The organism is Nocardioides xinjiangensis, from assembly GCF_017916385.1.
In the GTDB taxonomy this organism is placed as follows: domain Bacteria; phylum Actinomycetota; class Actinomycetes; order Propionibacteriales; family Nocardioidaceae; genus Nocardioides; species Nocardioides xinjiangensis.
Genome location: NZ_JAFMSW010000002.1, coordinates 444,646 through 470,219, shown reverse-complemented (window position 1 = coordinate 470,219; position 25,574 = coordinate 444,646). Strand labels below are relative to the sequence as shown.

Below are 25,574 nucleotides of genomic sequence, written 5' to 3'. Positions count from 1 at the left end.
ACCATGCTTCGATCACCGGCCCAGCGCCGAGGCCGCGGCACCGCACTCCGGGCGGCCGCGGCGGCCGCTGCCACCACCCTCCTACTGGGGGCCTGCGGGTCCGAGGAGGAGGCGGCGAGCAGCGCCGAGGAGCCGAGCGACCAGTCGAGCGAGAGCGCCCCGGCGGAGGGTCCTCGCCTCGCAGTCACCTACCAGGACGGCGTCGCCGTGCTCGACGGCGAGAGCCTGGAGGTCGTCGAGGAGTTCGCGACCGAGGAGTTCACCCGGCTGAACGCCGTGGGCGACGGCCAGCACCTGCTGCTCACCACCAGTGCCGGCTTCCAGGTCCTGGACGCGGTCGCGCCGGACCTCACCGACCGCGTCTTCGAGGCCGACGCCGCCGGTCACGTCGTACGTCACGCCGACCGGACGGTGCTCTTCGACGACGGCACCGGGCAGACGACCGTCTTCGAGTCCGACGCCCTGGCGGACTCGCCGGGCGAGCTGCCGGAGACCATCACCTGGCAGGCACCGGAGGCGCACCACGGGGTCTCCATCGTCCTCGAGGACGGCACGCTGGTCACGACCGTCGGTGACGAGGAGTCCCGCAGCGGCGCCGTCGCCCTCCGGCGCGACGGCGAGGAGTGGACCGAGGTAGCCTCCTCCGAGGAGTGCCCGGCCATCCACGGGGAGGGCACCGCGGCGGGCGAGGCCGTCGTGTTCGGCTGCGAGGACGGCGCGCTGCTCTACCGCGACGGGGCCTTCGAGAAGCTGCAGGCGCCCGACGAGTTCGGCCGCATGGGGAACGCCTACGTCTCGGAGACCAGCCCGCTGGTCGTGGGGGACTACAACACCGACCCCGACGCCGAGGGCTACCTGCTCGACTCCGTCGCCCTCATCGACACCGAGGCCGGGACGCTCGAGCCGGTGTCGCTGCCCGACGGCGTCGAGTACACGTGGCGCGGCATCGTCCGCGGCCCGGACGACATGGCCTACCTCCTCGGCACCGACGGGGCCATCCACGTGCTGGACCCCGCCACCGGCGAGCTCGGCGACTCCTACCCGGTCGTCGAGCCGTGGGAGGGCCCGGAGGACTGGCAGAACCCGCACCCGGCCCTGAGCGTCGACGGTGACACCGCCTACGTGGCGGACCCGGCCAACCGCCAGGTGCACGCCGTCGACCTCGTCACCGGCGAGGTGACGGCCACCTCGCCGACGATGTCGGCCGAGCCCAACGAGATGGCGGTGGCCGTCGGCTGACCGGCCGCTCCGACCGTGCGACGGCGCCCCTGCCCGGCGGCAGGGGCGCCGTCGTTCCCGGCTCCGGGCGGTGTCGCGGGGTCGGTACGATCGGCAGCGGCCGGCGCGTCGAGGACCCGGCTCGACCCGAGATGGATGAGGTGGCGCTGTCGATGGGGGCACAGGGCCGTCGGCGCGCCGATCCCGCGCCGCGCCGCTCGCGCCGTCTCGCCCTGGCGGTGGTCGCGCCGCTCGGTCTGCTCACCCTGGTCGCCCTGGTCCTGCTGTGGCCCTCGACCACGCCCACGAGCGCCGGGGAGTCGGCCCAGGAGGTCGGCGGCACGATCGTCGACGTCGTACGCGTGACCTGTGCCGAGCAGCTGCCGGACGACGTGAACGGGTGCGGCACCGCCGTCGTGCGGCTCGACGGCGCCGCGGGGGACGACGCCGCGATCGAGGCACCGCTGCCCAACGGCACCGGCGCACCCGAGGTGGCCGTCGGTGACGACGTCGTGCTCATCGCCAGCACGACGCCCGACGGCGAGTCGTTCTCCGTCGTGGACCACCAGCGGGCCTCGGGGCTCTGGGTGGTCGCCGCCGCCTTCGTCCTCGCGCTGATCGCCTTCGGGCGCTGGCGCGGGGTCACCGCGCTCGCGGGTCTCGCCGTCACGTTCGCCGTGCTGCTGCTCTTCGTGGTGCCGGCGATCCTGGCGGGGGAGTCACCGGTGCTCGTCGCGATCGTCGGGTCGGCCGCGATCATGCTCACCGTGCTCTACCTGACGCACGGCCTGGCGACCGAGACGTCCGTGGCCGTGCTCGGCACGCTGGTCAGCCTCGTCCTCACCGGGGTCCTGTCGGCCCTGGCCATCGCCGGCCTGCACCTGACGGGCGTCACCGACGACCTGTCCGCCTCCGTCGGGGCGGCCCAGGGCGTGAACACGCAAGGCCTGCTGCTGGCCGGCATCGTGATCGGCTCGCTCGGTGTGCTCGACGACGTCACGGTGACCCAGTCGGTCACGGTCACGGAGCTGGTCCGCGCGAACCCGCGACTGACCGCGCTCCAGGCCTACCGCTCGGCGAGCCGGGTGGGCCGGTCGCACATCGCCTCGGTGGTCAACACCGTGATCCTCGCGTACGCCGGGTCGTCGCTGCCGCTGCTCATCCTGGTCGTCGCCGCCGACGACTCGCTCGGTCGCGTGCTGACCGACCAGGTGATCGCGCAGGAGATCGTGCGGAGCGCCGTCGCGACGGTCGGGCTGGTCGCCGCCGTCCCGGTGACCACGGGGCTGGCCGCGCTCGTCGCCACGCGCGGGGCGCGACCGCCCGGTCGTCGATGACCCGGGTCCACCAGGACGACCATCCGTGTCGATGGCAGCTGCGCGGGGAGCACGCCCCGCGGGCCGACCGGGCCACGAGCAGGGTCAGTAGAGGCTCTTGTCGTAGTTGTCGGGACGGTAGTAGTCGTCGAGGTCCTCGAGCGTCTGGCCGGCCACCGGCTCGAGCTCGTGCGCGATCACCGCGCGGCGCGGGACCACGGCCTCGGGCGCCCACGTGTCGGGGTCCCACAGCTGCGAGCGCAGGAACGCCTTCCCGCAGTGGAAGAAGACGGTCTCGACGTCGACGACCAGCGCGAGGATCGGCCTGCGTCCGCGCACGGCCAGGTCGTCGAACCACGGCGCGTCGTCCACGAGACGTGCCCGGCCGTTCACGCGCAGGGTGTCGGTGCGGCCCGGGACCACGAAGTCGAGGCCGACGTAGGGGTTGGCGAGGACGTTGCGGTAGCCGTCCACGCGCCTGTTGCCGGGGCGTTCGGCGATCGCGATCGTCCGGTCGTCCACCACGTGCGCCAGGCTGCCGGCCGGGTCGCCCTTGGGGCTGGCGTCGCAACGTCCGTCCGCGTCCGCCGTCGCCAGCACGCAAAAGGGCGACGCGCTCAACCAGGCGCGGTCGATGTCGGTCAGCCGGGATCGTTCCTTGGTCCGGGCCCGTTGGCCGGGCTCGCCGACGATGGCGACGAGCTGCTCGACCGTCGTGATCTCCACCCGCGCAGTCTAGGCGGGTCGCCGTCCCGCCTGCGGCAGCCTGCGGCCGGCGGCGACGGCCCGGGCGCCGCGCGGGACGAGGCACGCCCGGGCGGGACGAGGCGCGCCCGGGCGGGATGAGGCGTGGCCGAGCGGGTACTCATCAGGCAACCGATCACACGGAGGCTCCTGTGGCACTGTCCTACCCCACCCAGCCCGGCGACATCGACCACCTGATCGCCGACGACCACGCCGTGGTCGAGCGCCAGTTCCAGCACCTCGAGGCCGGCCGCGGCAACCGTCGCGTGCTGGTGGACCAGGTGAGCTTCGAGCTCGCCCTGCACGCCTTCGCCGAGGAGACCGTGCTCTACCCGATCTGGCCGGAGCTCGGCATGGAGGACGAGCACGACGACGCCGAGCACGAGCACCAGCAGATCAAGGAGCTCCTGGTCGTGCTCGGCCGCACCGACCCCGGCGAGGACGAGTTCGAGGACGCCCTCACCCAGCTGATCTCCGTGGTGCGTCACCACGTGCACGACGAGGAGGATGAGGAGCTGCCGGAGTTCCGCGCGAAGGCCGGCGGTGAGCGGATGGCCCAGCTCGGCAAGGAGTTCCTGGCGGCGAAGCGCCAGGCCCCGACGCGCCCCCACCCCGCCGCACCCGACGAGGGCATCGCGGAGAGGATCGCCGGGATGCTCGCCAAGCCGCTGGACCACGTGCGCGACATGCTCTCGGGCAAGCAGAAGGAGATGGGCACGGACCCGTCGGGCACCCTCGACCCGGAGGCGCAGGCCATCGTGGACGCCCACTCGTCCTTCGGGCCGCTGCCGTTCGAGATCCTCGAGCCCGACCAGGCCCGCAAGCAGCCCGGCCCCGACGCCGCGGTCAAGAAGGTGATGGCCGAGCGCGGCCTCGAGGGTCCCGAGCCGGTGGCGTCCGTGGAGGACCTCCGCATCCCCGACGCCGCCGGTGGCGAGCAGACCCTGCGGGTCTACACCCCCGAAGGCTTCGGCACCGGACCCCGTCCCGTGCTGATGTGGATCCACGGCGGCGGCTGGGTCCTGTTCGACCTCGACACCTACGACGCCTCCTGCCGCGGCCTGGCCAACAAGACCGGGGCGATCGTGGTCTCGCCGGACTACCGGCGCGCGCCCGAGGCGACCTTCCCGGCGGCGCACGACGACGTGCTGACGGCGTACCGCTGGGTGCTCCAGAACGCCGCCTCGTTCGGGGGCGACCCGACTCGGGTGGCGATCGGCGGTGAGTCCGTCGGCGGCAACATGGCGGCCGCCACGTGCCTGCAGCTCGCCGAGGTCGGCGAGACGGTGCCGGTCGCGCAGGTGTGCGTGTACCCGCTCGTGACCCCGGAGCAGCACGGCGAGTCGATGCAGGACGCCGCCGACGCGCGTCCGCTGAACCGCCCCCTGCTGTCCTGGATGGCGATGCACGCCTTCGAGGGCCGGCCCGACGCGGCGTCCGACCCGCGGGTTGACCTGCTCGGTGTGCCTGCCGAGCGCCTGGCGGCGTTGCCGCCGACCCTGGTGATCACGGCCGAGCGTGACGTGCTGCGCAGCCAGGGCCAGGACTGGGCGCGCCGGCTCGAGGAGGCCGGCGTCGACACGACGCTGCGCCACTACGACGGTGTGATGCACGAGTTCTTCGGGGCTGCAGCCGTCCTCACCAAGGCCGAGGAGGCGCAGCAGGAGGCCGCTCGACACCTGCGGCGTGCGTTCGGCGTCGGCGCGGGCGAGCCGGACGGCGCGACGACGAGATAGGTCCCGCGACCGCGAGGGCCTACGCTGGGGCGGTGACCGACCAGGACCGCCTCGTGGAGGCCTCGCGCCAGCTCGCCGCCGCCCTGCGGCCCGGTGACCTCGACGCCACCCTGTCCAACATCACCGCGGCGGCGGTCGAGGTCCTCCCGGACGTCCAGTGGAGCAGCCTCACCGTCAAGCACGCGGATGGTCGCCTCGAGACCGTGGCCCCGACCGACGAGCTGCTGTGCGACGTCGACGCGGCCCAGTACGAGCTGCAGGAGGGGCCCTGCTACGAGGCCGCGGTCGACACCGTGCACATCACCGCGCCGAACCTGGCCGCCGATGAGCGCTTCCCCCGCTACGCCCCGGTCGCCCTGCGGGCCGGCATCCGGGCCCAGGCCGGCATCCGGCTGTTCGACGCCGACGGCTCCAACGGTGCCCTCAACCTGTACTCGTCCCGGGTCGGCGCCTTCGAGGACCTCGGTGCGCTGTCCCTCCTGTTCGCCCACCAGTCGGCGATGGCACTGGACTACGCCCGCCAGATCGACCAGCTGCAGGAGGCCGTCAGGAGCCGCCAGGTCATCGGGCAGGCCGTCGGCGTGGTGATGGAGCGCTACTCCGTCGACGAGGCCCGCGCCTTCGGCTTCCTCACCCGGCTCTCCAACAACGAGAACCTCAAGCTCCGCCTCGTCGCCGAGCGCCTCCTCGAGGCGGGCGCGGGAGACGGATCCCGCGGGTGACCGGGCCGGCGCAGCCCTGCTGGCCCGGTCGCGAGCGCGCCGCCTAGCATGCGGTGGACGGGCACCGCGACCACGGGAGGAGGGCGCGTGGACGACGCGAGGGAGCTTCTCGGGGGGTTCGCCCGGTTGGCACAGGCGCTGGCCGCCGCTCGCGACGAGGACGCGCGCCTCCAGGTCGCCGTCACCGCCGCCGTCGAGCTCATCGCGCGGTGCGACCACGCAGGGCTCACGGTCAACCAGAAGGGGCGGTTGGTGACGAGGGCCAGCAGCGACGACCTGGTCTGCCGCGCGAACCAGCTGCAGACCGAGCTGGGCGAGGGCCCGTGCCTGGACGTGCGCCGTGACCAGAACACGCTCGTGAGCCCGGCGCTGTCCGCCGAGCGGCGGTGGCCGGCGTGGGCGCCGCGGGTGCACCACGACCTCGGCGTCGACTCGATGATGTCGTTGCTCGTGTACACCGACGAGCACTCCTACGGCGCCCTCAGCCTGTACTGCGCGCAGGGGTCCCGGTTCGACGCCGACGACGTCGCCGTCGCCCAGGCGCTGGCGGGCCAGCTGTCGGTGATCATCGCGGCCGAGATGCAGATCGACCAGCTGGGGCTGGCGCTGCACAACCGCACCATCATCGGGCAGGCCCAGGGAGTGCTGATGGAGCGCTACGACATGACCGCGGACCAGGCGTTCGACTACCTCCGGCGGCTGTCCTCCACGTCCAACCGCAAGGTCGCCGTGCTGGCCGCCGAGATCGCCCGCACGCGCCAGCTCCCCGAGCCCGGCTGAGCGAAGCCTCAGCCCAGGCCCATGGCCCGCGCCTCCTCACGGAGGTCGTCCCGGACGCTCGGGTGGGCGGCGTGCTCGATCAGGTTGTGCGCCTGCTGCCGCTCGTCGCGGCCCCACATCCAGGCGACGCCCTGCTCGGTGACGACGGCCCCGTGCTGGAAGGAGGTCACCGGCTCGTCCACGAGCGGGACGATGGTCGAGACGTCGGCCTTCGGGTGCCAGCTGCGCAGCGCCATGAACGCCCGGCCGCCCGGTGAGTGGCTGGCGCCGACGGTGAAGTCGGTCTGGCCACCGAAGCCGCTGTGGATGCGGGCGCCGATGCGAGAGGCGTTGGCCTGGTCGAAGAGGTCGATCTGGAGGGCGGTGTTGATCGACGTCATCGCCGGCTGCCGGGCGATCTCGGCGGGGGAGTTGGTGGTCTCGGTGCGGAGCATCCGCACGCGCGGGTTGTCGTCGACCCAGTCGTAGAGCTCCTGGCTGCCGAAGACGAACGACGTCCGCACGGGCGTGCCGCGGTCCAGCGCTCCCGCGCGCTCCAGTGCCAGGACGCCGTCGCTGAACATCTCCGTCCACACCCGCAGGCCGCGGCGCTCCAGCACCCCCGCGACGGTCGCGTCGGGCACCTCGCCGATCCCCGCCTGGAGCGTCGCGCCGTCGCCGATCTCCGCCGCGACCCTGGAGCCGATCAGGCGCGCGTCCTCGCCGGGCGCGCCGGTGACGTGGGTGGCGAGCGGGGCGTCCACCTCGACCCCCACGTCCACGTCGTCCACCGACAGCTCCGCGTCGCCGAAGGTCCACGGCATGCGCGGGTTCAGCTGGGCCACGACGAGCGCGCCCCGCGCCCGGGCGGCCTCGACGGCGGCGGGCAGCACGTTGACCTCCAGGCCGAGGGACACCCGGCCGTCGCGAGGCACGGTGGTGTGCACCACCACGACGTCCGGGGGGAGCGGTCCGTGGAACAGCCGGGGCGCCATGGAGAGGCGGCAGGGCACGTAGGACAGGCGCGGGTGCCGACGGAAGCCAGGTCCGACGAACGTCGTCTCCGGCACGACGCCCTCGTGGAGCGGCAGGTCCGGCTGCGCGTTGAGCGCGTGGAGCCGCGCCGTCGGCAGCTGCGCCAGCAGCGGGCCGAGCAGCGCGACGGGGGACGCGAAGTTGCCGCTGGTCACCACGCGTGGCACGCCGCCGACGGAGCCGCAGTGGTCCCGTACGGTGCGAGCGGCCTGCTCGAGGTCGACGACGTGCATGTGGCCACGATGCCAGCCCGGCCAACCCCGCGACGGTCACCGCGCTGCAGCACATGCGCGGGCCGCGGTCGGGGTACGCGACGCCAGCGGCCACGAACGAGAGGGACCGACCCATGACCAGCTCCGACCACCACCGCGACGTCGCGGACGAGGAGCGCGCCTCGACGCCCAACTCGTCGGGTCCCGAGGGCGCGGCAGGCGGCATGGGCTCCAGCAGCGAGCGCGTCGGCCACGTCGGGCCGGGACAGACCGGCACCGACGGCCTGCGGGACAACTCGCGGCTCGAGACGCCGGCCGACGCTCCGCCCGAGCAGAGCTCGGGCGGGGAGGAGCCGAAGCCGGAGGGCGTCGAGCCGAAGGCGGGCTACCCCCGGCTGGACCCGCGGCACGAGGACAACCCCTTTCCCAGCTGACGGCCGGCACGGACGCCGACGTCAACGCATGCCGGCGCCGCGCGTACGCCGGCGGCAGGTCGCCCCGGCACGTCCACGTCGTCGACGGGCTGCTCGGTCAGCCGAGCCGTCCCGTGGGCCGATGTCGTGAAAGTTGACGATGGACGTGGAGCGCCTCGCAGGCCAAGGTGTCTGCGAGCACCCGGTGCACGTGCGCCGGCGCACCAGCCCTCCGTACCGAAAGGTCGACCCATGTCGGTAGCCGCCGTGCGAGGCCGGACATCGCCCCGCGCACCTCATGTCGACGGGGGAGGGCGACTCCGCGGACAGCCGGGGTGGGGTCCTGCCGGGACGGACAGGCCGTGACGCGGTCCGTCGGCGTGGTGGGAGCAGGCATCGTCGGCCTCGCCGTGGCGCGCCGGATCCAGGAGGTCCTTCCCGGCACCCGTGTCACGGTCGTGGACAAGGAGGACGGGGTCGCACGGCACCAGACCGGCCACAACAGCGGTGTCGTCCATGCCGGCATCTACTACAAGCCCGGTTCGCTCAAGGCTGCGCTCTGCCGGCGCGGTGTCGGCCTCCTCAGGGCGTACTGCGAGGAGAAGGGTGTCGTGTACGACGCCTGCGGCAAGCTCGTCGTCGCGTCGACCGCCGCGGAGGTCCTGCTCCTCGATGACATCGAGACCCGGGCGCGGGCCAACGGCGTGCCTGGCCTCCGGCGTCTGACCGGGCCGCAGATGAAGGAGGTCGAGCCCCATGTGGAGGGCATCGCCGCGCTCCACTCACCCTCGACGGCCATCACCGACTTCGTCGCGGTCAGCGAGGCGCTGGCGGCCGACGTCGCCGCGGACGGGGGCGAGATCCGCCTGGCGACGGAGGTCCGGCACCTGAGCTCGGCGCCCCGGAGCGTCCACCTCACCACGACGGACGGAGAGGTGCTCGAGTTCGATCACGTGCTCCTGTGTGCCGGTCTTCAGTCGGACCGGCTGGCCACGGCGGCGGGTGACGGGCAGGATCCGGCGATCCTGCCCTTCCGCGGTGAGTACCTCAAGCTCGTGCCCGAACGAGCCGACCTCGTCCGCGGCCTCATCTACCCGGTGCCCGACCCCTCCTACCCGTTCCTCGGTGTCCACTTCACCCGCCGGGTCGACGGCTCCGTCGACGTCGGGCCCAACGCCGTGCTCGCGACGGCTCGGGAGGGCTACCGCACTCGCGACTTCTCGCTGTCCGACCTCCGGGAGACCGTCACCTATCCGGGCTTCCGGCGTATCGCGGGGAACCACTGGCGGATGGGTGCCGCGGAGATCGCTGGGTCGTTGAGCGTCCGCCTGTTCGTCAAGCGCGCCCAGGCCTACGTCCCGAGCCTCCGGCGACAGGACGTGGTCCGCGGCGGAGCCGGCGTACGCGCCCAGGCCGTCGAGCGCGACGGGACGCTTGTCGACGACTTCCGCATCCACCGGGTGGGCCGGATCACCGCGCTGCGCAACGCACCGTCGCCCGCAGCGACGTCCGCGCTCGCGATCGCCGAGCACGTCGTGGAGGCCCTCGAGCTGGAGTAGCCGGCGCCGGGCCGCGAGAACCGAAGCGACGCGAAAGCCGGGACGAGGGAGTGGTTCCGGCTGCGGTCGGGCAGTCGTAGGGGACACCAGGCGCGACGCGGGGCGCCCGCGGAACGGCTCATGGTCCCTCGCCTGGCGGGTACGTCCGGGACATGACCACTGCACCGTTCGAGCCGGGAACTGCGCCGGTTCCCGGCGAGCCCGACGTCGCCCCCGTGAACCCGATCGCGCCCGGTGAGCAGCCGGACGCCCCGACACCGGAGCCCCAGCCGACCGAGTCCTGACCGAGCCGCCCCCCACGTCGGCCGGCGCGATCGTCCCGGCGACACCGAGCGCCCGCTCAGGCGCGGCGAACGGGCGCCGTTCACCGAGCGGCGCGGGCGCCCGGGGTGCTCGGACCGGCACGCGACCTTGGACGAACCTTGTCGGTCGCCCGCTAACCTCACCTCTCATGGATGCTGAACGCGACTCGGGTGCCGCCGACGTCCTGACACTGACAGACCTGCTCTCGGCAGCGGGACAGCAGCTCGAGGCGGCGACCACCGCCCGCAGGGAGGCGCTCGACAAGATCGCGGACCTCGCCCGGGACGCCCGCGACGTGCTGACGGTCGAACGAATAGCACAGCTGGGCGCCGTGGCGCCGACGACGGTGCGCACGATGCTCGCCGTCGACGACTCCTGAGGCCGCTCCGGCGCGGCAGCGCGGCCGGTCAGCCAGGGGTGCGGGCCCGGCCATGACGGGGACGTCGGTCTAGACCGCTCCCGACCGTTGCGTCACGCCGCACCGGAGCAGCCGTCTCGGACGCTGTAGGGGCAAGCCGCCTCGATCCCCCCGTGGTCGAACCTCCCGCAGGTCCACGGGCCCCCCAGGGGTCGAGGCAGCCCAACCGAGAGGGCGGCGGCGCGACCTGATCCCCGGACCAGGTCGCGCCGCCGCTCGAGGTCCGGCGACGGCCGGCACCGGACTCCTGCCCGTCGGCGCGGGAATCACGCGCAGGCCGGCAGCCTCCTACCCCGCGGTGTCGTCGGTCACTTCAGTGGGCGCGCCGGGGTGCGCACCCCGCTGACCGCGCTTGATCGGCGGGCCAGACCGAGAGATGGTTTACGACGTAAGCCCGCGGCCCGAGGACGGCATCCCATGACGAACCACACCTCGCACCAGACGCCCCTCGACAGCACGAAGGCGCTGCTGAGCCATCGCGACGTCACGTGGCGAGAAGCCAGCGAGGGCTCGGCCACGCTGGCAGCCGCGATCGCCGCGAGCATCGGTGTCGTGGTCCTCGCCAAGCTCACGCGCGCCCTGCTCGGCGAACGCCGCTAGGCGATCCCACCATGACTCCCGGCACGACTCCCGGCAGGAGCGCGGGGGATCGCTGGTCGCCGTGGTTGCGGTCGGTCGCCCTGTGCGGCGTGCCCGCCTTCTTCGGCGCCAGCTTCCTGTGGGGGACAGGCCGGGCGGTCTCCCTCGTCGCGCCCGTCCTCCTCGCGGTGATGATGGCCGGCATCGCGGTCACGCACTCCGCGACCACGGGCGGGGACGGGCAGCCTCCGTCCGCCGACGTGCCCGACACGTCCGCGCGCCGACGAGAGCTCGCACGGTGGTGCCGCGTCGCGGCTGCGTGCGCGGCCATCGTGCTGCTCCTGGCGGTCGTCTCGGTGCTGTCCGCGTGGTGGGTCCCACTGACGGCTGCCGTCCTCGTCGTGACGACACCGCCGGCGCGGGACTTCGCGCGCACGCACGTGCTCCACCGCGCGGGCAGCACGTCCACGGGGAACGCCACGATCCCCGAGCCCGGGTGGCCGCCGGGTCGCGCGCCGGACGACGGCGCGGGGACGGTGGCTGAGGTCTCGGGCCTGGACACGGCCGAGCTGTGCCACCTGTGGCGCGTGACGTTCTGGATGGTGCGCGACCTCCGCGCGCCCGCACGGACGCTCCGCGTCGTCGAGCTGCGCCAGGAGGTCCTCGACGAGCTGCACCGACGCCACCCGGACCAGGTCGAACGCTGGCTGTCCTCCGGCCGACACGGCGCCGACGGTCCCGCCCGCTACCTCTAGAGGCGTGTCCGCCCCAGGGCCGAGCGCCGAGCGCCTCCCGCGCTACCGTGAAGCCGGATCGGTCGGCTGCCAGAGGGGGGCGTCAGGATGAGCGAGGAACGGCCTGAGGAGCTGCAGGCGGGGCCCGGTGGCGCGGGGGAGTACCCGGACGCGGACCGCGCCGCGGTCGAGGACGAGCCGCCGCCGTCCGCGCGCGTGCCGCTCTCCCGCGAGCGTGTCGTCGCCGCCGCCTTGGCCTACATCGACGACAACGGCCTGCCCGGCCTCACCATGCGGCGCCTCGGTGAGCAGCTCGGCGTCGAGGCCATGGCGCTCTACCGCTACGTCCCCAGCAAGGAGGACCTCCTCGACGCCGTCGTCGAGACGCTCGTCGCCGACGTCCGGGCCGACGACGTCGTCGTGGACGCACCGCAGGACGGCTGGCAGGACTTCCTCCAGCGCCTCGCGCACGGCGTCCGGCGCATGGCGCTCGCCCACCCCAAGGCGTTCCCGCTCGTCGCCTCGCGCCCCGCCGAGGCGCCGTGGCTGCGCCCGCCCCTGCGCAGCCTGCAGGTGGTCGAGACGTTCCTCTCCGGCCTGCTCCAGGAGGGGTTCAGCGACGCGGCCGCCATCGAGGCCTACCGCGCCTACACGAGCTTCCTCCTGGGCCACCTCCTCCTCGAGGTCGCCGTGCACGGCGCCGACGTCGGCCCCCTCGACGTCCTCGACGACCAGACCGGCGAACCGGGCACAGCCCGATACCCGACCGTGGCGAAGCTCCGCGAACCGCTGTCGGAGGACCGGTCGGCGGTCGAGTTCGAGGAGGCTCTCGAAGCGCTTCTCGACCGTTTGTCGATCACCCGGAACGAGCACCTCGACGACTGACCGTCGGCTGTTGCACGACAACCCGTGTCGGGGCCGAGGCCCCGCTCGGGTCGCATGGCCCGTCCACCGGTGGGTACGGCTTACGTTGTAAACCACTACCAGCGGTGGTCGTGGACGTCGTGCCCCGTGATGCGGCGTCGGACGCCCATCGCGGACGGAGGACTCATGAGAGACGCACTGCGTGACGGCTTGAGCACGATCGCCGAGTTCGTGCCCAAGCTGGTCCTGTTCCTGGTCATCCTCGTCATCGGCATCGTCATCGCGAAGGTCGTCGCCAAGGGGCTCAACGCGATCCTCGAGCGCGCCGGCTTCGACAGAGCCGTCGAGCGCGGCGGTGTCCAGCGCGCCCTGTCGGGCTCGAACATGGACGCCAGCGACATCGTCGCCAAGCTGATCTACTACACGCTGCTGCTGTTCGTGCTGCAGCTCGCCTTCGGCGTCTTCGGCGCCAATCCGATCAGTCGCCTGATCGAGGACGTCATCCGGTTCCTGCCGAGCCTCGTCGTCGCCATCATCATCCTCGTCGTCGCCGCGTCCATCGCGGCCGCCGTCAAGGGACTCCTGGAGAACATGATCGGCGGCCTCTCCTACGGACGAGTGCTCGCCAACATCGCCTCGGCGTTCATCCTCTTCCTCGGGGTCATCGCAGCCCTCAACCAGGTCGGCGTCGCCACGACGGTCACCACGCCTGTGCTCGTCGCCATCCTGGCCACCGTGGCCGGTGTGATCATCGTTGGCGTCGGCGGCGGCCTGATCCGCCCCATGCAGCAGCGGTGGGAGAGCTACCTGACCGCCGCTGAGCGGGAGGCCCCCCGCATGAAGGCCCAGGCCGGGACCGCCCCGTCGGTGCGGGACCAGGCCCAGTCCGCAGCGCAGGACCTCGGCCGCACCGGCTCCAGCGGTGGCCAGGGCAGCACCGGTGGCACCGCCGTGTACGACCAGAACGCCGATCTCGGCGGTCCCGGCAGCACCGGCAGCACCGGCACCGCCGGGCAGGACACCACGCCGCGTCAGTACTGAACGGCCAGAACGACGCCACAGCCCGAAGCGCGACGCACCCCGCGTCGTCCGGCAGCCATCCCCGACAAGGAGCACCACATGACCATCGACACGAACACCAACGACTACGGCCGCTACATCGGCCAGACGCTCTACTCCAGCGACGACGAGAAGGTCGGCAAGATCGGCCAGGTCTTCCTCGACGACGACACCGACCGTCCCGAGTTCTTCACCGTCAACACCGGTCTGTTCGGCATGAACGAGTCGTTCGTCCCTGCCTCCGAGGCGGAGCCGACCAGCGACGGCGTACGCGTGCCCTTCACCAAGGACCAGATCAAGGACGCGCCCAACGTCGACGTCGAGAGCGGCCACCTGGACCAGTCCGGTGAGCGGAGCCTCTACGAGCACTACGGCATGACCTACTCCGAGCGCTCCAGCGACAGTGGGCTGCCCGCGGACAGCGCCGGCACCTACACCGGCGCCGGGACCGGCGCCGTCGGTGCGGCCGGCACGTCCGGCACGTCCACCGGCGAGGGACACGACACGTCGGGGCCGAACACGGACGAGGCGATGACTCGCTCCGAGGAGCGCCTCGACGTCGGCACGACCACGCAGGAAGCCGGCCGCGCGCGGTTGCGGAAGTACGTCACCACCGAGCAGGAGACCGTCACCGTGCCGGTGAAGAAGGAGCGGGCGGTGCTCGAGACCGAGCCCATCACCGGCGACAACCGCGACGAGGCCCTGTCCGGCCCCGCCATCTCCGAGGAGGAGCACGAGGTCGTGCTCCAGGAGGAGCGCCCGGTCGTCGGCAAGACTGCCGAGCCGGTCGAGCGCGTACGCCTGGGCACCGAGACCGTCACCGAGGAGGAGACCGTCACCGAGGAGGTCCGCAAGGAGCACATCGAGTCCGAGGGCGACGTCGACGACCGTCGCGGCACCCTGTGAGCACCAGCGCCGACCAGCCTCGCCACGAGACGCCTCGGCACGACGAGCGCTCGGCGGGCACCGCCGCCCGCGACGGCATCCCGGACCGGCGCACGGTGGTGGCGCGGGAGAAGGAGGAGCACGGCGGCATCAAGTGGGGTTCGGCCTTCTTCGGCTGGCTCACCGCTGCCGGCACCGCCATCCTCGTCACGGCTCTGCTCAGCGCGATCGGCACAGCCGTCGGCCTGGGTGCCTTCTCGGGCACGCAGCAGGCGGAGCGCGAGGCGGCGCGGAGCGCGGAGACCGTCGGCATCGTCGGCGCGATCGCGTTGCTCGTGGTCCTGTTCGTGGCCTACTACGCCGGTGGCTACGTGGCCGGGCGGATGGCCCGTTTCGACGGTGCCAAGCAGGGTGTCGCGGTGTGGGTCTGGGCGCTCGTCATCGCGGTCGTCGTCGCGGTCGTCGTGGCCGTCGCGGGCAGCGAGTACAACGTGCTCTCGCAGCTCAACAGCCTGCCGCGCGTGCCCATCAGCGAGGGCGACCTCGCGACCGGCGGCATCATCACCGCAGTCGCGGCCGTCGTCGCCAGCCTCGGCGGGGCGATCCTGGGCGGTGTCGCCGGGATGCGGTTCCACCGCAAGGTCGATCGCACCGGCCTGGGCGCCTGAGCCGGGCAGCACGAGCCTCCCGTCCCTCGCGAGCAGGGGGACGGGAGGTCCCGCTGTGCCCGTGCGGGTCCGCTCGGGTGTCCCCGCCCACCTCACCGGTGTGCTGGGGTCAGCTGGGGAAGCGAGTTGCGTTCGTGCAGTCCCACCGTGCCTGCAAGTGGTTCCACCAGCACTGCGTCCCGTGCGGATGCCGACGCGACGCCAGGACGGCCAGCGAGTCGAGGGTCCGGCCCACCGCCGGTGCGGTCGTGCTCGGCACCCCACGGCACAGGTCGCGCTCACGCGACGTCCCGTCCCAGGCCGGCACGACCCTCCGGGCACGGGCGGTGTCGAGGAATGCGTCCCTGAGGTCGTCGGTCAGTCCGTCGTAGGGCGAGTCCTGCGAGGCGTGCGCGGCCATCGCGATCTCGAGCTGCGCTCGGTGCATGTGCACGTCGATCACGGTGCTGATCTCGTGGTCGGGGCTGCCGAGGACAGGCATCTCCTCACGCGCATGCTGCCTGTGCTGCTCGTGAGCACGCATGTGCTGGACCCACCGCCGCATGAGGCTCTGCGACAGGCACGACAGGTACACCACGTCGACTCCGACCTCGGTGGCGGCCTGCAGTGTCGCCACTCGCACACGCTCGTGGTCGCGGTGCCCGTCGCTGGCGTCCAACGTCACCACCACGTCGGGACGCACCCGGCGCAGCGAGTTCGCGATCGCGTCCACGACATCAGCGAGCTCGGCCCCCACCAGGGAGCCGGCAGGCGCCGGTCCGACCATGCCGGAGTCGGCGAAGCCCAGCAGGTCGACCTCGGCGACACCGAGCAGCTCGCCGGCGCAGCGGAGCTCCTCCTCGCGGACCGCGCCGAGCTCGGCGCCGGAGCGTCCGCTGCGGTCGCGGCCCGCCTCCCCGCGGGTCGCGCAGGTGACGAACGTCGTGTACCCGGACGCCGCGGCATGCAGCAGCAGGCCACCGCACCCGAAGGTCTCGTCGTCGGGGTGCGCCACGACCGCCTGGAGTCGCGGCCCGGCAGGACCGCTCGACGTCAGCTCGTCCATCTCCTCATCCACCCCCGCCACGTGCTCCCGACCCGGTGTCCGCTCACCGCACTCTGCACCATGTCGGGACGGCGAGGCATGCCGCAGATGGGGCAGGACTGGACAGATCGTGCTCAGCGGGCCGCGACGACCGGAGTCGAGCCTGGGGGCTCGCTCGTGGTCCGCAGCCCCGGCCGTTCATCCCCGGGCGCTTCGCTCGCCACACGCGCGTCGGGCGATTCGGTTTCCGCTGGGTGAGGACACCGGCGTGCCAGTCCGGCCGCACCGCCGCTCGCAAGAAGCGTCCGGTGCGGCGGTCAGCTCGCGGGTGTGAGCCATCCGGTGGCCGGACCGTAGATGTAGGCCGTGTAGCCCTCCCCGAGGTCGACGGTGAAGGAGTACGTGCAGTTGAGCAGGTCCTTGTGCTCCCGGTCGTTGCCGCCCTTCACCACGGTGCTCGGTCCGAACACCTCCACCGTGCCGTCCGGGGCAGTGACCTCGAAGGTGGAGGTGTACCGAGTCAGGTGGAACGCGGAGGTGCTGGTGGTGACGAGCTGGGCGTTCCAGGTCTGACCGGCACGCGCGATCGTGGTGTAGGTGTTGCCGTCGTCGCAGACGAGGTCAACGGTGAGGCCGTCTGGTGGGTCAGCGCTGGCCGGCGCGGCGGAGCAGGCCGAACTGATGCCGGCGAGCGCGGCGGCAGCGAGCCGCAGGTGTGAGGCTGAGGACATGGCGCGTCTCCTGGTGTCGTAGGGCTCGGACCCCACGTCAGCCGCGAGGGCCACCTTCAAGCGTGCGACTTCGACGATCGGCGCGCCATCCCCCAGGCGGGCGAAGTCGCCCCTCCGCCTCCCTCGCTCCCGCCGCCCCCGAAGCCCCCGACGTGGCACGCCAGTGCGGTGAGGGTGACCGTCCGCTCGCCCGGAGGGGTTGCTAAGGCAGCGCCGGGAGTCCCGATACGGCGGTTGCCCGATTCGGTGCAAGGGGTCTTAGGCGAAGGCTGGGGCATACCAACCACCACCTGCCACCGGGAGCCCAACGATGTTCAGCGATCCCTACGTCATGCTCGTCGCGGCGAAGATGCACCAGGACGAGGTGCGGCGTTCCTTCCCCGCCCGCCCGTCCGTCGAGCCCACGACGCGAGCGGTCAACCACCGGTCGTCAGCCCGTCACGCAAGGCGCGTGCTGTTGCCTCGGTTCGGTTGGCGACGCCCAGCTTGGCGATGATGTGGGAGACGTGGACGCTGACCGTCTTCGGCGACATGACCAGCTGCTCTGCGATCGCCCCGTTCGAGAGCCCGTCCACCAGCAGGCCCAGCACCTCGGTCTCCCGAGCCGTCAGACCGGGTGCCGGGACGGAGGTCTCGAACCCGGTGATCCTGCTGCGCCTTGCGGCCGCCTCGATCCGTTCGCGCAGCGGGTCGGCGCCCAGCTGCTTGCTGATGCCGTGTGCGCCGGCGAAGAGCTCACGAGCGCGCGGTCGGTCGCCGTCACGCGCCGCGCACTCGGCGGCGAACAGGTACGCATGCGCGGCGTCGTACGGGCGGTGACACCGGCTCCATCGCGCCGCGATGTCGGACCAGCCGGCGACCGTGTCCCGGTCACCGACCCGTCGCAGGTGCTCCGCGATCTCGACTGGTCGCAGCGCGAGCACGGGGTTCGCGTCCGGTGCTGGGCCGTCCACCACCGTGGCTGCCTGGGCCACCAGTACGCGTGCCTCCGGATCCGGTTCACCGCGGCGAACACCTGATCGCAGACCGGACACGAAGGCTTCGTACAGGTCGTTGCTCGGTTCGCCGTCGTGCTGCAGGGCGATCGTCCGCGACACAGCGCGACACACTCCTGCACGGTCGCCCTCGGCGGCCGCGATCTCGGTCTCGATGAAGGTCCGCTGGATGGCTTCGCGAGACCAGCGCAGTCCGGGCGGAGTTCCTGGCGGTGCTTGCGGGATGGCGTCGAGACATGAGCGCGCGGCCGCGATGTCCCCGGTGCGGGCGCTGCGGATCCCCGACAGCGCGTTCCACCACGATTCGATGTCGCCTCCGAAAGCGCCTTCCCTCGCCCGGTCGAGGTCCTCGGCCATGTCGTCCCAGGCGCCGACCAACAGGTGCATGACGGCGCGCAGCATGTGCTGCACCACCCACAAATGAGGGTGGAGATGCGGATGGCGGGTCTCGGCGACGGTTCGCTCGAGCAGGGCGAGGGCCTCGTCGGGCCGCTCTGCGTTGGCCAGGCTGACGACGAGCCTGCATCGCGCATCGAGCACCCCCGCGGGGTGGTGTCGCTCCATCCAGGCCACGTGTTCCTCCGAGACGCGCACCGCCGCGTCAGGGTCGCCCCGACAACACTGGAGCCAGGCGAGGAGGTCCCACGCGTCCGCCAACAGCAAGGGGTCGCACACGGGCGCCAGCTGGTCGATGACCTCGTGCAGCATCGCCTCTGTCAGGTCCGGCAGGTCCTGGATCCACTCGTCGGCCAGGTGCACCATCACCGAAGCGACCTTCAGGTCCGACTCGTAGGAGCGGAGCCGCGCCAGGGTCTTCTCGGCCTCCGACGGGTCCACGACCCGGGTGAACTCCGCCTGCTGAGCGCGGCGCTCGCGCCAGAGGAGGAGGCGCAACCACAGGGAACGCAGCCACTCGTTCTCGTCCGCGAGCTCCCGCTTCAGCAGGTCGTCGATCACGTCCATGTCGCCGACCGACCAGAGTGCAGCGTAGAGCCGGCTCAGCACGGCGTCCCGGGTCAGCTCCACTCCCGGCGGGGCATCGTCCGGCCAGCCGGTGAAGGCTCGGTGCCACCAGTGCCGGCGTGCGTGCTCGTCCTGCGTCAGCTCGGCGGCTTCGGCGGCGGCGATCGCGGCCTCGAAGGCGCCGGCACCGCCCACCGCGTCGTGGTGTCGAGCCCGCTCGATCACCACGCGCAGGTCCTGGCTTTCGTCTCCGGCGAGCTGGTCGAGGTGGGAAGCCCAAGCCTGGTGCCAGCGACGGCGGTCCTCACCGAGCAGGTCCCGGTCGACGGCGTCCTTGAGCAGGGCATGATGGAATCGCAGTCCGTCGCCCTGCGGGTCCCGCACGAGCACGCCGCTCGTCCGCACCTCGTCCAGGGCCCGGTCGAAGGCAGCGCCGAGCCGGGTGACCGCCCGCAGGTGCGAGGGCGCGAGGAGGCCCTCGCCGACCGCCGCGGCGGCGAGCAGGTGGCGCGCCGGCGGGGACAGTCGGTCGAGCCGGGCGCGCAGCACCGTGCGGAGGGACCCTGCGACGCGGCCGCCCTCGGTGGCGAGCTGCTCGACGTAGAAGGGGAGGCCGTCGCTGAGCTCGCATATGCGCGTCAAGGCCTCGGCCGGCAACCCACTCGCGAGCCCGGCGATCTGGTCTCGCACCTCCCGCGTCGAGAGCGGACCGAGCTCGACGACCTCAGCGCGGCGGCCGAGCTCCGCGAGGTCCTGGGGAAGCACACCGATGGCATCGGGGGGCGTGCGGACGGTCGCCACCACGAGGAGCGCCCCGCTCATCACGCGCTCGGCGTAGAGGAGCAGGTCGCGAGTGGAACGATCGAGCCACTGAGCATCGTCGGCGAGCCAGCACACCGGTCGGTCGAGCGCCTCGACGAGGCGCATCACCGCCGCGATGACGTCGGCGCGGTCCACCGCGTCCGCGGGAGGGTCAGCGACCGACGGGACGAGCAGCGCGAGCAGGGCAGCGTCCCTGCCGGTGCGTCGGCGCACCTCGGCCGCGCCGTACATGCGGGTGATCGTCCGCACGAGCTCCGCTGCGCCGCCGAACGGCACTTCGGTCCCTGCGAGCGGCACGCCGTGGCTGGTCAAGGTCAGCCACGTCTCATCGAGCGAGGCCACCAGCTCCTGCGCCAGGCGCGTCTTCCCGACACCCGCTTCGCCGAGAACCAGGACGACGCGAACCGCGCCCGCTTCGGCGCTCCCGGCCGCATGCCTCAGCAACCGGAGCTCGCGCTCTCGGCCGACCATGGTGGCGGGCCCCGAGGACACCTCCCCAGAGTGCCGCAGGACTGCCGGGACGTCATCCCCGGAACCCGTATGGCTCTACCCCGACCGGTCGGTCCGGCAGGGGAAACCCGGCGAGGGGGTCCGGGTCGAGCGGGGGCCAGTGCAGGGTCGGTTGTGCGCGCGCACGTGAGCCGGTAGCGGCCGTGGCGTTCGGGCCGATGACGGTGACGCCGCCGACGACAGCCCTCGCCATGGTCCCGGATCGGCGAGGGCACAGGACGCGCTCGAGGCAGTACGACGCGTGCTGGTGTCGCTCCGAGGAGCTGGGGAAGCGACGTGAGCGGGAGCAAGGCGGGCCTGTGAGGTCGTGAGGGGAATGTGACGGCTCCGCCACCGCAGCCAGAGGGTGCCCGACACACACCGCGGCGAGTCTCTCGGCATGAGCATGCAGACCCCCGCCCGCCGCCGTGGGCGCCGCTGGATCGAGGACTGGCGTCCCGAGGACGCCGACTTCTGGGAGACGACCGGGTCGTCGGTCGCGAGGCGCAACCTGGTGTGGTCGATCTTCGCCGAGCACGTCGGCTTCTCCGTCTGGCTGATCTGGAGCGTCTCGTCGGCCTTCCTCCTGGCGCAGGGTTTCGCCTTCACCCCGCAGCAGCTCTTCCTGCTGGTCGCGCTGCCCAACCTCGTCGGCTCCCTGTTGCGACTGCCCTACACCTTCGCCGTGCCGAGGTTCGGCGGGCGCAACTGGACGATCGTCAGCGGCGCGATGCTGCTGGTGCCGACGCTGCTGTTCGCGTACGCCGTCCAGGAGCCGACGACGCCCTTCTGGGCCTTCTGCCTCATCGCCGCCACCGCCGGCGTCGGGGGCGGCAACTTCGCCTCGTCGATGGCGAACATCAACTTCTTCTACCCGTCCGACCGGAAGGGCGCGGCGCTCGGCCTCAACGCCGCAGGGGGCAACCTGGGCGTCTCGCTGATCCAGCTGCTGCTCCCCGTCATGGTCGGCGGAGCCGGCATCTTCGGCCTGGTCGAGGCGTCCGGCAGCGGGATCCACCTCGAGCGGGCGGCGTACGTGTACGCGGGGCTGGCGCTGCTCGCGACCGCGGCCGCGTGGTGGCGGATGGACAACCTCGCCACCGTCACCTCGTCCCCGCGCGAACAGCTGCACGTGGTCAGGCAGCGACGGACGTGGCTGCTGTCGGTGCTCTACATCGGCACCTTCGGCTCCTTCATCGGCTACTCCGCCGCGATGCCGCTGCTGATCCGGCTGAACTTCTGGGTGCCCGAGCCCGAGCCGCTGGGCACGGGCATCTACTTCGCGTTCTACGCCTTCCTCGGTGCCGGCATCGGATCGCTGACGCGCCCGCTCGGCGGGTGGCTGGCCGACCGGTGGGGCGGCGCCCGGGTGACGCTGGGCGCCTTCGCCGCGATGACCGTGTTCACCCTCGGGGTGCTGTGGACCGTCAGCCGGCTCACGCCGAACCCCGGAGCGGACGCGGGGGTCGCGACCGGCAACGCGGCATGGTTCCCGCTGTTCCTGGGATTCTTCCTGTGCATCTTCGCCGCGACCGGCATCGGCAACGGGTCTGTCTACAAGATGATCCCGGCGCTCTGGAAGGCAGAGGCCGAGCGGTCCACCGACGCCGGCACGCCGCAGCGTGCAGCCGCGCTGGCCACCGCCACCCGCCAGTCCTCCTCGGCGCTGGGTGTCATCGGCGCGGTCGGTGCGCTCGGTGGCTTCCTCGTGCCGCTGGCCTTCGCCGCGCCGTGGGTCGACGACCCGCTGTCGGCCATGCGAGGTGCCTTCACCCTCTTCGCCGCCTACTACCTGCTGTGCGCCGCGATGACGTGGGCGCTCTACCTCCGCCGGCCGGTGCGCGCCCACGGGCTCGCCGCCGCCGAGATCTGAGCCGGACCCGATGACGACCGAGACGCACTGCCCCTACTGCTCCCTGCAGTGCGGCATGCGGCTCACGGGACGGCGCACGCCGGAGGTGGCGGCGTGGGAGGAGTTCCCGGTCAACCGGGGCGCGCTGTGCCGCAAGGGCTGGTCAGCAGCCGGGTTGTACGGCAGCCGGGACCGCCTCACGACGCCGCTGGTGCGCGACCGGGCGACCGGCGAGTGGTCGGCGGTGTCGTGGGACGACGCGCTCGACCGGGTGGCGGCAGGCATCCGCGGGGCGCAGGACGCGCGCGGGCCCGACGGCGTCGCCGTCTTCGGCGGCGGCGGGCTCACCAACGAGAAGGCGTACTCCCTCGGGAAGCTCGCCCGGGCGGCGCTGCGCACCTCGCAGATCGACTACAACGGCCGCTGGTGCATGTCGTCCGCGGCATCCGCGGGCATCCGCGCCTTCGGCCTCGACCGCGGCCTGCCCTTCCCGCTCGCCGACGTCGAGGAGACCGACGTCCTGGTGCTGGTCGGGTCCAACCTCGCGGAGACCATGCCGCCGGCGGCTCGACACCTCGACCGGCTCCGCGAACTCGGCGGCCGCGTCGTCGTCATCGACCCGCGGCGTACGCCGACCTCCGACCGCGCCGACCTGGTCCTCCAGCCCGTGCCGGGCACCGACCTCGCCCTTGCTGTCGGCCTCCTGCACCTGCTGGTCGCTCGAGGCGCGGTCGACGAGGACTACCTCGCGGACCGGACGACCGGCTGGTCGCAGGTGAAGGAGTCGGTCGCCGCGTGGTGGCCCGAGCGGGTCGAGCGGGTCACCGGGGTCCCGGCGGCGGAGGTACGCGAGCTCGCGGCCCTGCTGGCCGACTCGCCGCGGGTCATGGTGCTCACCGCGCGAGGCGCCGAGCAGCACGCCACCGGCTCCGACACCGTGCTCGCCTGGATCAACGTCGCCCTCGCGCTCGGCATGGTCGGCAGGCGCGGTGCCGGCTACGGCTGCCTCACGGGGCAGGGCAACGGCCAGGGTGGTCGCGAGCACGGGCAGAAGGCCGACCAGCTGCCCGGCTACCGGCGGATCGACGACCCCGCCGCCCGCGCGCACGTGGCCGGCGTGTGGGGGGTCGGACCCGAGACCCTGCCCGGCCCCGGGCGGTCGGCGTACGAGCTGCTCGACGCCCTCGGCACCGACGACGGACCCTCGGCGATGCTGGTCTTCGGCTCCAACATCGTCGTCAGCGCGCCCAACGCGACACACGTGACCCGGCGGCTCGAGTCGCTGGACCTGCTGGTCGTCTGCGACGTCGTGATGTCGGAGACGGCGGCGATCGCCGACGTCGTGCTGCCCGTGACGCAGTGGGCGGAGGAGACCGGCACGATGACGAACCTCGAGGGCAGGGTCGTGCTCCGGCAGCGGGCGATCACGCCGCCGTCCGGGGTGCGGTCGGACCTCGACGTGATCTCCGGGCTCGCCTCACGGCTGTCGACGGTGCCCTTCGCGACCGACCCCGAGGAGGTCTTCGCCGAGCTCGGACGGGCGTCGGCCGGCGGTCCGGCCGACTACTCCGCCATCACCTACGACCGGATCCGCGACGAGGGCGGCGTCTTCTGGGGCGGCGAGCGGCTCTTCGGCTCGTCCTTCGCGCACCCGGACGGGCGAGCCCGGATGCACGCCGTCGAGCACCGCGGCACCGCCGAGCAGCCCTGCGCCGACTATCCGGTGCACCTCACGACCGGTCGGGTGCTGGCGCAGTACCAGTCCGGCGCGCAGACGCGACGCGTCCGGGCGCTGCCCGACGACGGAGCGTTCGTCGAGCTGCACCCGCTGCTCGCCGGGCGGCTCGGGATCGCCGACGGCTCGTCGGTGCGGGTCTCCACGCGTCGGGGCACGATGACCGCGCCGGCACGGGTGGTCACCACGATCCGACCGGACACGGTCTTCGTCCCGTTCCACTGGGTGGGCGCCAACCGGCTCACCAACGACGCGCTCGACCCCGCCTCGAAGATGCCGGAGTTCAAGGTCTGCGCCGCCTCGGTGGTCGCGGCATGACCGAGCGAGTGGTCGTCGTCGGAGGCGGGATGGCAGCGGTCCGCCTGGCCGAGCAGCTCGCCGGCGCCCCGGACCTGTCCCTCACCGTCCTCGCCGACGAGCAGCACGCGCCCTACAACCGGGTCCTGCTGTCGGCCGTCCTCGAGGGAACCCAGGCCGCCGACGCGCTGACCCTCCGCTCGGCGGGGTGGTTCGCCGACCACGGGATCGACCTGCGCCTCGACGCGCGCGTCGCCGAGCTCGATCGGTCCTCGCGCGAGGTCGTCCTCGCCGACGGGGGACGCCTGGGCTTCGACCGGCTCGTGCTGGCGACGGGAGCGATCCCCTCCCTGCCCCCGATCCGCGGGCTGGTCCGTCGCGACGGCACCCTGCACCCGAAGGTCCACGCCTTCCGGAGCCTGAAGGACTGCCGCCGCCTCGACGCCGCCGTCTCGTCGCTGGCCGAGACCCCGCTTCCGCGGGCAGTCGTCGTCGGAGGCGGCCTCCTGGGCCTCCAGGTGGCGCGCGCCCTGTCGGTCCGCGGCCTGCTGACCGAGGTGGTCGAGGGCGCGGAGCACCTTCTCGCCAGCCAGGTCGGCTCCGCCGCCGGAGGCGTCCTGGCCCGCGACCTGCGCCGGCTCGGCACCCAGGTCTACACCGGCGCCCGTGCGGTCCGGATGACCGACGACGGCATCCAGCTCGACAACGGCGCCGTGCTGCCGACCGATCTCGTCGTGCTCACCGCCGGGGGCCGCCCGGCAACCGCCCTCGCCCGTCGCGCCGGGCTCATGGTCCGTCGCGGGATCGTCGTCGACAGCACGCTGACCAGCGTCACCGACGACCGGATCCACGCCATCGGCGACTGCGCGGAGCACCGTCGCCGCACGACGGGCTTCGTCCCGCCCGCCTGGGAGCAGGCCGAGGTGCTCGCGGGCGTCCTGCGCAGGGAGCAGGCGTCGTACGACGGCTCCCGCAGCGTCGCGCGGCTGCGGGCCACCGGCCTCGAGGTCGCGGTGCTCGGCGACCCGCGCCGTGCCGAGGGCGAGGTCGTCGAGGTGACCAACCCGATCTCCGGCTCGCACCGGCGCCTCGTCGTGCACGGCGGACGCATCGTCGCCGCCGCCCTGGTCGGCGACCTCTCCGGCGTCGGGCTGATCACCCAGCACTACGACCGCGGCACCGTGCTCGGCCCGGACGAGCCGGGCCGGCTGCTCCTGCCCGACGCGCCGGACGCGCACGCCCCGCTGCCCGACGATGCCGAGGTGTGCGCCTGCGCCGGCGTCACGGCCGGCGCCGTCCGGGCGTGCGGCTCGGTGACCGAGTGCGTCGACCGGACCCGCGCGACGACCGGCTGCGGCGGCTGCGCGGACGTCGTACGCCGCCTCGTCAGCGAGGTCGACCGCGCCGCCGCCGCGTCGCTGTGACCCGGTGCGCGCCAGTTT

23 protein-coding genes and 1 pseudogene are annotated in these 25,574 nt (G+C 72.9%); 18 read left to right on the top strand and 6 right to left on the bottom strand.

The features are described from left to right. Positions 1 to 3 precede the first annotated feature (3 nt). Both aztD and J3P32_RS16990 read left to right on the top strand, forming a co-directional pair. Entirely contained in the window at positions 4 to 1,239 is a 1,236-nt protein-coding gene (aztD, locus tag J3P32_RS16995; protein WP_210441402.1) for a zinc metallochaperone AztD, read from the top strand. Positions 1,240 to 1,379: 140 nt separating this feature from the next. Then, positions 1,380 to 2,555: a YibE/F family protein gene (locus tag J3P32_RS16990; RefSeq protein ID WP_210441400.1), complete on the top strand. Its 1,176-nt coding sequence runs from the start codon at positions 1,380 to 1,382 to the stop codon at positions 2,553 to 2,555. An 84-nt stretch (positions 2,556 to 2,639) separates the two neighbouring features. Here the strand turns inward: J3P32_RS16990 and J3P32_RS16985 are convergent, their stop codons facing one another. Then, complete coding sequence (locus J3P32_RS16985) at positions 2,640 to 3,260, bottom strand: pyridoxamine 5'-phosphate oxidase family protein (RefSeq protein WP_210441398.1); 621 nt, start codon at positions 3,258 to 3,260, stop codon at positions 2,640 to 2,642. 170 nt (positions 3,261 to 3,430) lie between these two features. Between J3P32_RS16985 and J3P32_RS16980 the strand changes: the two genes are divergently transcribed. The 3 genes from J3P32_RS16980 (at position 3,431) to J3P32_RS16970 (ending at position 6,516) form a co-directional block, all read left to right on the top strand. Next, a complete protein-coding gene (locus J3P32_RS16980; protein WP_210441396.1) occupies positions 3,431 to 5,014 on the top strand; it encodes an alpha/beta hydrolase fold domain-containing protein in 1,584 nt (527 codons plus the stop codon). A gap of 32 nt (positions 5,015 to 5,046) precedes the next feature. Continuing rightward, positions 5,047 to 5,736, top strand: coding sequence for a GAF and ANTAR domain-containing protein (locus J3P32_RS18610; RefSeq protein WP_210441394.1), 690 nt, complete (start codon positions 5,047 to 5,049; stop codon positions 5,734 to 5,736). 87 nt (positions 5,737 to 5,823) lie between these two features. Continuing rightward, the gene (locus J3P32_RS16970) at positions 5,824 to 6,516 is read left to right on the top strand and encodes a GAF and ANTAR domain-containing protein (RefSeq protein ID WP_210441392.1); all 693 of its coding nucleotides are present in this window, start codon (positions 5,824 to 5,826) and stop codon (positions 6,514 to 6,516) included. Positions 6,517 to 6,524: 8 nt separating this feature from the next. On the opposite strand, the gene J3P32_RS16965 is transcribed toward J3P32_RS16970, so the two are convergent. Then, the gene (locus tag J3P32_RS16965; RefSeq protein WP_210441390.1) at positions 6,525 to 7,763 is read right to left on the bottom strand and encodes an acetyl-CoA hydrolase/transferase family protein; all 1,239 of its coding nucleotides are present in this window, start codon (positions 7,761 to 7,763) and stop codon (positions 6,525 to 6,527) included. A 113-nt stretch (positions 7,764 to 7,876) separates the two neighbouring features. On the opposite strand from J3P32_RS16965, the gene J3P32_RS16960 reads away from it, so the two are divergent. The 10 genes from J3P32_RS16960 (at position 7,877) to J3P32_RS16920 (ending at position 15,224) form a co-directional block, all read left to right on the top strand. Then, positions 7,877 to 8,176: a hypothetical protein gene (locus J3P32_RS16960; RefSeq protein WP_210441388.1), complete on the top strand. Its 300-nt coding sequence runs from the start codon at positions 7,877 to 7,879 to the stop codon at positions 8,174 to 8,176. A 341-nt stretch (positions 8,177 to 8,517) separates the two neighbouring features. Continuing rightward, a complete protein-coding gene (gene lhgO, locus J3P32_RS16955) occupies positions 8,518 to 9,714 on the top strand; it encodes an L-2-hydroxyglutarate oxidase (protein ID WP_210441386.1) in 1,197 nt (398 codons plus the stop codon). 152 nt (positions 9,715 to 9,866) lie between these two features. Continuing rightward, positions 9,867 to 9,998, top strand: coding sequence for a hypothetical protein (locus tag J3P32_RS18310; protein WP_282594227.1), 132 nt, complete (start codon positions 9,867 to 9,869; stop codon positions 9,996 to 9,998). A 167-nt stretch (positions 9,999 to 10,165) separates the two neighbouring features. Then, positions 10,166 to 10,396, top strand: a complete 231-nt coding sequence (locus J3P32_RS16950; RefSeq protein WP_210441384.1) for a hypothetical protein — start codon at positions 10,166 to 10,168, stop codon at positions 10,394 to 10,396. 456 nt (positions 10,397 to 10,852) lie between these two features. Next, positions 10,853 to 11,035: a hypothetical protein gene (locus J3P32_RS16945; protein WP_210441382.1), complete on the top strand. Its 183-nt coding sequence runs from the start codon at positions 10,853 to 10,855 to the stop codon at positions 11,033 to 11,035. Positions 11,036 to 11,046: 11 nt separating this feature from the next. After that, positions 11,047 to 11,769, top strand: a complete 723-nt coding sequence (locus J3P32_RS16940) for a hypothetical protein (RefSeq protein ID WP_210441381.1) — start codon at positions 11,047 to 11,049, stop codon at positions 11,767 to 11,769. An 87-nt stretch (positions 11,770 to 11,856) separates the two neighbouring features. Next, a complete protein-coding gene (locus J3P32_RS16935) occupies positions 11,857 to 12,633 on the top strand; it encodes a TetR/AcrR family transcriptional regulator C-terminal domain-containing protein (RefSeq protein ID WP_210441380.1) in 777 nt (258 codons plus the stop codon). 165 nt (positions 12,634 to 12,798) lie between these two features. Then, a complete protein-coding gene (locus tag J3P32_RS16930; RefSeq protein ID WP_210441379.1) occupies positions 12,799 to 13,653 on the top strand; it encodes a mechanosensitive ion channel family protein in 855 nt (284 codons plus the stop codon). 78 nt (positions 13,654 to 13,731) lie between these two features. Beyond that, positions 13,732 to 14,577: a DUF2382 domain-containing protein gene (locus J3P32_RS16925; protein WP_210441377.1), complete on the top strand. Its 846-nt coding sequence runs from the start codon at positions 13,732 to 13,734 to the stop codon at positions 14,575 to 14,577. After that, positions 14,574 to 15,224, top strand: a complete 651-nt coding sequence (locus J3P32_RS16920) for a hypothetical protein (RefSeq protein ID WP_210441375.1) — start codon at positions 14,574 to 14,576, stop codon at positions 15,222 to 15,224. The genes J3P32_RS16925 and J3P32_RS16920 overlap by 4 nt, the downstream gene beginning before the upstream one ends. A 109-nt stretch (positions 15,225 to 15,333) precedes the next feature. Here the strand turns inward: J3P32_RS16920 and J3P32_RS16915 are convergent, their stop codons facing one another. From J3P32_RS16915 to J3P32_RS18665, 4 genes and pseudogenes are all read right to left on the bottom strand, one after another. Next, complete coding sequence (locus tag J3P32_RS16915; RefSeq protein WP_210441373.1) at positions 15,334 to 16,269, bottom strand: PIG-L deacetylase family protein; 936 nt, start codon at positions 16,267 to 16,269, stop codon at positions 15,334 to 15,336. A 296-nt stretch (positions 16,270 to 16,565) separates the two neighbouring features. Then, positions 16,566 to 16,979 carry a carbon-nitrogen hydrolase family protein gene (locus J3P32_RS16910; RefSeq protein ID WP_210441371.1) on the bottom strand — a complete coding sequence of 138 codons (414 nt, stop codon included), beginning with the start codon at positions 16,977 to 16,979 and terminating at the stop codon, positions 16,566 to 16,568. Between the two features lie 416 nt (positions 16,980 to 17,395). Continuing rightward, positions 17,396 to 19,486, bottom strand: a complete 2,091-nt coding sequence (locus tag J3P32_RS16905; protein WP_307861745.1) for a LuxR C-terminal-related transcriptional regulator — start codon at positions 19,484 to 19,486, stop codon at positions 17,396 to 17,398. 300 nt (positions 19,487 to 19,786) lie between these two features. Continuing rightward, positions 19,787 to 20,230: pseudogene (locus J3P32_RS18665) on the bottom strand (ATP-binding protein); the annotation flags it as partial. A gap of 418 nt (positions 20,231 to 20,648) precedes the next feature. On the opposite strand from J3P32_RS18665, the gene J3P32_RS16900 reads away from it, so the two are divergent. Genes J3P32_RS16900 through J3P32_RS16890 form a run of 3 tightly spaced genes read left to right on the top strand, consistent with a single transcriptional unit; the run spans position 20,649 to position 25,556 of the window. Next, positions 20,649 to 22,121 (top strand): MFS transporter, encoded by a 1,473-nt coding sequence (locus J3P32_RS16900; RefSeq protein WP_210441367.1) that lies wholly within the window; start codon positions 20,649 to 20,651, stop codon positions 22,119 to 22,121. 10 nt (positions 22,122 to 22,131) lie between these two features. Next, the gene (locus tag J3P32_RS16895) at positions 22,132 to 24,153 is read left to right on the top strand and encodes a molybdopterin oxidoreductase family protein (protein ID WP_210441365.1); all 2,022 of its coding nucleotides are present in this window, start codon (positions 22,132 to 22,134) and stop codon (positions 24,151 to 24,153) included. Further along, positions 24,150 to 25,556: an FAD-dependent oxidoreductase gene (locus tag J3P32_RS16890; protein ID WP_210441363.1), complete on the top strand. Its 1,407-nt coding sequence runs from the start codon at positions 24,150 to 24,152 to the stop codon at positions 25,554 to 25,556. Before J3P32_RS16895 ends, J3P32_RS16890 begins: the two co-directional genes overlap by 4 nt. Positions 25,557 to 25,574: the final 18 nt, after the last annotated feature.

Coding starts and splice junctions, on each gene's coding strand:
- J3P32_RS18310 (WP_282594227.1), top strand. CDS start 9,867: ATGACCACTGCACCGTTCGAGCCGGGAACTGCGCCGGTTCCCGGCGAG.
- J3P32_RS16930 (WP_210441379.1), top strand. CDS start 12,799: ATGAGAGACGCACTGCGTGACGGCTTGAGCACGATCGCCGAGTTCGTG.
- J3P32_RS16910 (WP_210441371.1), bottom strand. CDS start 16,979: ATGTCCTCAGCCTCACACCTGCGGCTCGCTGCCGCCGCGCTCGCCGGC.
- J3P32_RS16945 (WP_210441382.1), top strand. CDS start 10,853: ATGACGAACCACACCTCGCACCAGACGCCCCTCGACAGCACGAAGGCG.
- J3P32_RS16935 (WP_210441380.1), top strand. CDS start 11,857: ATGAGCGAGGAACGGCCTGAGGAGCTGCAGGCGGGGCCCGGTGGCGCG.
- J3P32_RS16895 (WP_210441365.1), top strand. CDS start 22,132: ATGACGACCGAGACGCACTGCCCCTACTGCTCCCTGCAGTGCGGCATG.
- J3P32_RS16890 (WP_210441363.1), top strand. CDS start 24,150: ATGACCGAGCGAGTGGTCGTCGTCGGAGGCGGGATGGCAGCGGTCCGC.
- J3P32_RS16965 (WP_210441390.1), bottom strand. CDS start 7,763: ATGCACGTCGTCGACCTCGAGCAGGCCGCTCGCACCGTACGGGACCAC.
- J3P32_RS16900 (WP_210441367.1), top strand. CDS start 20,649: ATGAGCATGCAGACCCCCGCCCGCCGCCGTGGGCGCCGCTGGATCGAG.
- J3P32_RS16915 (WP_210441373.1), bottom strand. CDS start 16,269: ATGGACGAGCTGACGTCGAGCGGTCCTGCCGGGCCGCGACTCCAGGCG.
- J3P32_RS16925 (WP_210441377.1), top strand. CDS start 13,732: ATGACCATCGACACGAACACCAACGACTACGGCCGCTACATCGGCCAG.
- J3P32_RS16960 (WP_210441388.1), top strand. CDS start 7,877: ATGACCAGCTCCGACCACCACCGCGACGTCGCGGACGAGGAGCGCGCC.
- J3P32_RS16950 (WP_210441384.1), top strand. CDS start 10,166: ATGGATGCTGAACGCGACTCGGGTGCCGCCGACGTCCTGACACTGACA.
- J3P32_RS16940 (WP_210441381.1), top strand. CDS start 11,047: ATGACTCCCGGCACGACTCCCGGCAGGAGCGCGGGGGATCGCTGGTCG.
- aztD (WP_210441402.1), top strand. CDS start 4: ATGCTTCGATCACCGGCCCAGCGCCGAGGCCGCGGCACCGCACTCCGG.